This window comes from Clostridium sp. UBA5119, from assembly GCF_002414285.1.
GTDB classification, from domain to species: Bacteria; Bacillota; Clostridia; order Clostridiales; family Clostridiaceae; genus Clostridium_J; species Clostridium_J sulfidigenes.
The window spans coordinates 1-3,225 of the sequence record NZ_DHYX01000115.1 but is presented as its reverse complement, the minus strand read 5'-3'; the positions used below and the strand labels follow the sequence as shown (position 1 = coordinate 3,225).

The 3,225-nt window shown below is 27.7% G+C and carries 4 protein-coding genes (1 of these 4 only partly in view); 3 read left to right on the top strand and 1 reads right to left on the bottom strand.

Annotation, left to right across the window (positions count from 1 at the left end):
- Positions 1 to 1,158, bottom strand: partial view of a D-alanyl-D-alanine carboxypeptidase family protein gene (locus tag B2671_RS17270; protein ID WP_422653252.1) — the 5' portion only. 69 nt of this gene lie to the left of the window's left edge; 1,158 of the gene's 1,227 nt are visible here — the first part of the coding sequence; its start codon is at positions 1,156 to 1,158; its stop codon lies beyond the left edge, outside the window.
- 251 nt (positions 1,159 to 1,409) lie between these two features.
- Between B2671_RS17270 and B2671_RS17265 the strand changes: the two genes are divergently transcribed.
- The 3 genes from B2671_RS17265 to B2671_RS17255 all read left to right on the top strand — a co-directional run bounded on the left by B2671_RS17265 (position 1,410) and on the right by B2671_RS17255 (position 3,088).
- On the top strand, positions 1,410 to 2,021 hold the full coding sequence (locus B2671_RS17265; RefSeq protein ID WP_346871528.1) for a CoA pyrophosphatase: 612 nt from the start codon (positions 1,410 to 1,412) through the stop codon (positions 2,019 to 2,021).
- 61 nt (positions 2,022 to 2,082) lie between these two features.
- The gene (locus B2671_RS17260; RefSeq protein WP_346871527.1) at positions 2,083 to 2,682 is read left to right on the top strand and encodes a hypothetical protein; all 600 of its coding nucleotides are present in this window, start codon (positions 2,083 to 2,085) and stop codon (positions 2,680 to 2,682) included.
- Between the two features lie 193 nt (positions 2,683 to 2,875).
- Positions 2,876 to 3,088 carry a hypothetical protein gene (locus B2671_RS17255; protein ID WP_346871526.1) on the top strand — a complete coding sequence of 71 codons (213 nt, stop codon included), beginning with the start codon at positions 2,876 to 2,878 and terminating at the stop codon, positions 3,086 to 3,088.
- Positions 3,089 to 3,225: the final 137 nt, after the last annotated feature.

Sequence of the window (3,225 nt, the reverse complement as noted above, 5' to 3'; positions counted from 1 at the left end):
TAGTATTACTAAAGATGCTATTACTATTAATACTAATAGAGCTAATACATAATATATGATATTACTTTTTATTATATCCATATTGGATAGTCTAGAATATATATCATATTGTTTTTCATACCCCTTTATATTAACAGTAGCTTTACCAATAGATTTATCTTTACTTAAAGTCCAAATATTTATCTTACCTACTTCAGAATTAAATTCTGGTTCTAAGTCTGTTGGATATAATGAAATATCCTCATGAATAGTAATTGGAACTTTAATTGCTTTTTTAGGTCCTATAAGAGGTAAAATTTTATATTCCATAGTAACTTCTGAAATTTCAGTGTTCTTAGCTTTGAATACCTCTTTTTCTGCATTGAAGCCATAATTGGCTAGGTTTGTAGTATCTTCAAAAACCTGAGTATCTACTGGAAAATTATAATCTGAACCTAATACTACCGTTGCTAAAGTATGTCCATTCCTTTGATATAAAGCAGCTAAGCACCTTCCAGACTTTTCTGTATAACCAGTTTTTCCACCAATGTTTCCATCTACACCTATAAGTTTATTTCTATTTTCAACTATTGATGAAGGTCCATTAGTAGATTTTACTTCAGATTCCTTTTTAGACATAGTTTCTCTAATCCACTCATTACTGTAAACTGCATTTAATAATAGGGATAAATCATATGCTGTAGTATAGTGATCATCAGTGTTATCATCAAGGCCATTAGGTGTTACAAAATTAGTATTAGTCATACCTAAAGCTTTAGCTTTTTCATTCATCATTGTAATGAACTTTTCCTTTGTTCCACCAACATTTTCAGCAACCATATAAGCAATATCATTACCTGAATAAAGAAGTAGTATGTCCATCGCATCTTTACTGGTAAATGTATCTCCAGGAGTTACTGGATGAACATTAAGTCCATAAGAATAAGGCTCTTCTTCTAAGGCTGCAGCTGGATAAGTAAGTAAATCGGTTTTGCTTTTATTTTCAGCTAATAGTAAAGCGGTCATCAGCTTAGTAATACTGGCTGGTTGTTTCTTTTCATCGATATTTTTAGAATAGATTATTTCCTTTGTTTCTAAGTCCATAACAATAGCAGAAGTACCAACGATTTCAGGTTTAGATTCTGCAATGGCTATAGTTGAGAAAGAAAAGGTAAACACTAAAGTAAAAAATACCCATAATGATAAAATTCTCTTTTTCACAAGTCATCTCTCCAATTTTATATTTTAGAATTAAATAAGTCCTATCTAGTATAACATTTACTGTAATTTTCAACAAGGACAAAGAAAAAATATGATTTTTATTAAAAAAAAAAANNAAGAAAAAATATGTTATTAATAATATGTTATATTTTTATTATCTAATATTGTGGTATGCTATATATAAGACATTTAGAAGGAGCAGTGAACTGATGACAAATATAAATATTGATAGAATAAATGATATTTTTAAAGATAGGGAGTCCACATCTATACAACCTATGAAAAAAGCAGCAGTGATGATTCTTCTACAGGTTATAGAAGATGAGGTTTATATAATTTTTCAAGTTAGAGCTAAAAAATTAAATAGTCAGCCTGGAGATGTTTGTCTACCTGGTGGAAAGGTTGAAGAAGGAGAGTCTTTTAGAGATGCTGCAATAAGAGAAACCATTGAAGAGATGAATATTAAAAAAGAAGATTTTGAAGTTATTGGTGAAATGGATTATTTCTTATCACCATACCACATGGTAATGCGTCCCTATATCGCTAAACTTAATACAAGTAATATTAGGTTTAATACAAGTGAAGTTGATCATATATTTAAGGTACCAATAAAATTTTTTATTGATACAGAACCATTACTATATAAAATGGATATTGGCCCAATAAATCAAGATGGATTTCCCTTTCATTTAATAAACGGAGGTAAGGATTATAAATTTTCAAAGGGGGTATTAGATGAATACTTTTATCAGTGGAATAATTATGTAATTTGGGGTTTTACAGCTCATATTATAAAATCTTTCATTGATATCATAAAATAGTAATTACATCCATATAAATAAGTAAAGAAAATATTTAACTGCCTTAGGAGGTGTAATATGTATGGTAAATAGAACTTCTGTAAGCATATTAATACAAGATATGATGAATAAACTTGAGGAAATTGGTATTCACAGTATTCTTGTCAAATCTAAGGAAGAAGCTAAAAATTTTATTATGTATCATATAGATATTGGAACTCAGGTAAGAATAGATGATTGTTTAGAGTTAAATGATTTAAACTTAGAAAGAGCTGTCATAGAAAAAGGTGGTACCATATTAAATAATGAAGTAGGGGATTTAGATTTCAAAGAAGGCAAAAAAAGACCTTCAACTATATCCGAACTGGATTTATATGGTTGTAGTCACTTATTGGACGAGTTTACTGAATTTTCTCATTATATCACCAACAATGAAAATTTGTTAAGTTGTATTTATGGAATAAAAAAAATAGCAATCATTAATATAGGCTTAAATAATAAGAATCCTAATGAGCTACTTCCTATATATGAAAAAGTAATGAATATTGATAGTGAAAAGATTATTAATCTTAAAAACCATATAGCAAAAAAAGAAGATAATAGTTTGAATATCCATAATACTCAAAGAAATATAGGCCATAAAAATATAAACATTGACATAAGTGTAGTTTTCATAGGATAAATTTTAATAAATATTTTAGCAATGGTAGTATAATTTTATAATTTTTTAAAATATTATAATTATATTTAAAAAATATTTGAAAATCTTCAAATATAGAAAATTCTACAATAAATCTACTAAAAATACTTTATTTTGTGAAAATTCTCATTTATAATTTAGGGTATTAAATGTGTATTTATTGGGGGTGTTATGCTTGGTTAAGTGTGATTTTTTATCAACTTACGATGAGTATGTAGAGTGTTCAAAGGACTGTGCCCTTTATAATTGGGCTGAAAATAATAATAAGTGCCCCTTTAAAGAGCTTAGCAGCAAGGGGAGCAAAATAAAAAATCTCTATGATTATGATTCGTATAAGGAGGATAAGTCGTTGCCTATATCTCTTTTATACAAAGACAGCTACTTATAATTATATTATTTTTGATATGGATTTTTTATAACATTATATCTATATTAAGCTCCAACAAAATTAAACTAATCCATAAGTATGCTATTTAGTATCTTTCAGTAAACATATAAATCTCCTAGCCTAGGCTAGGAGATTTT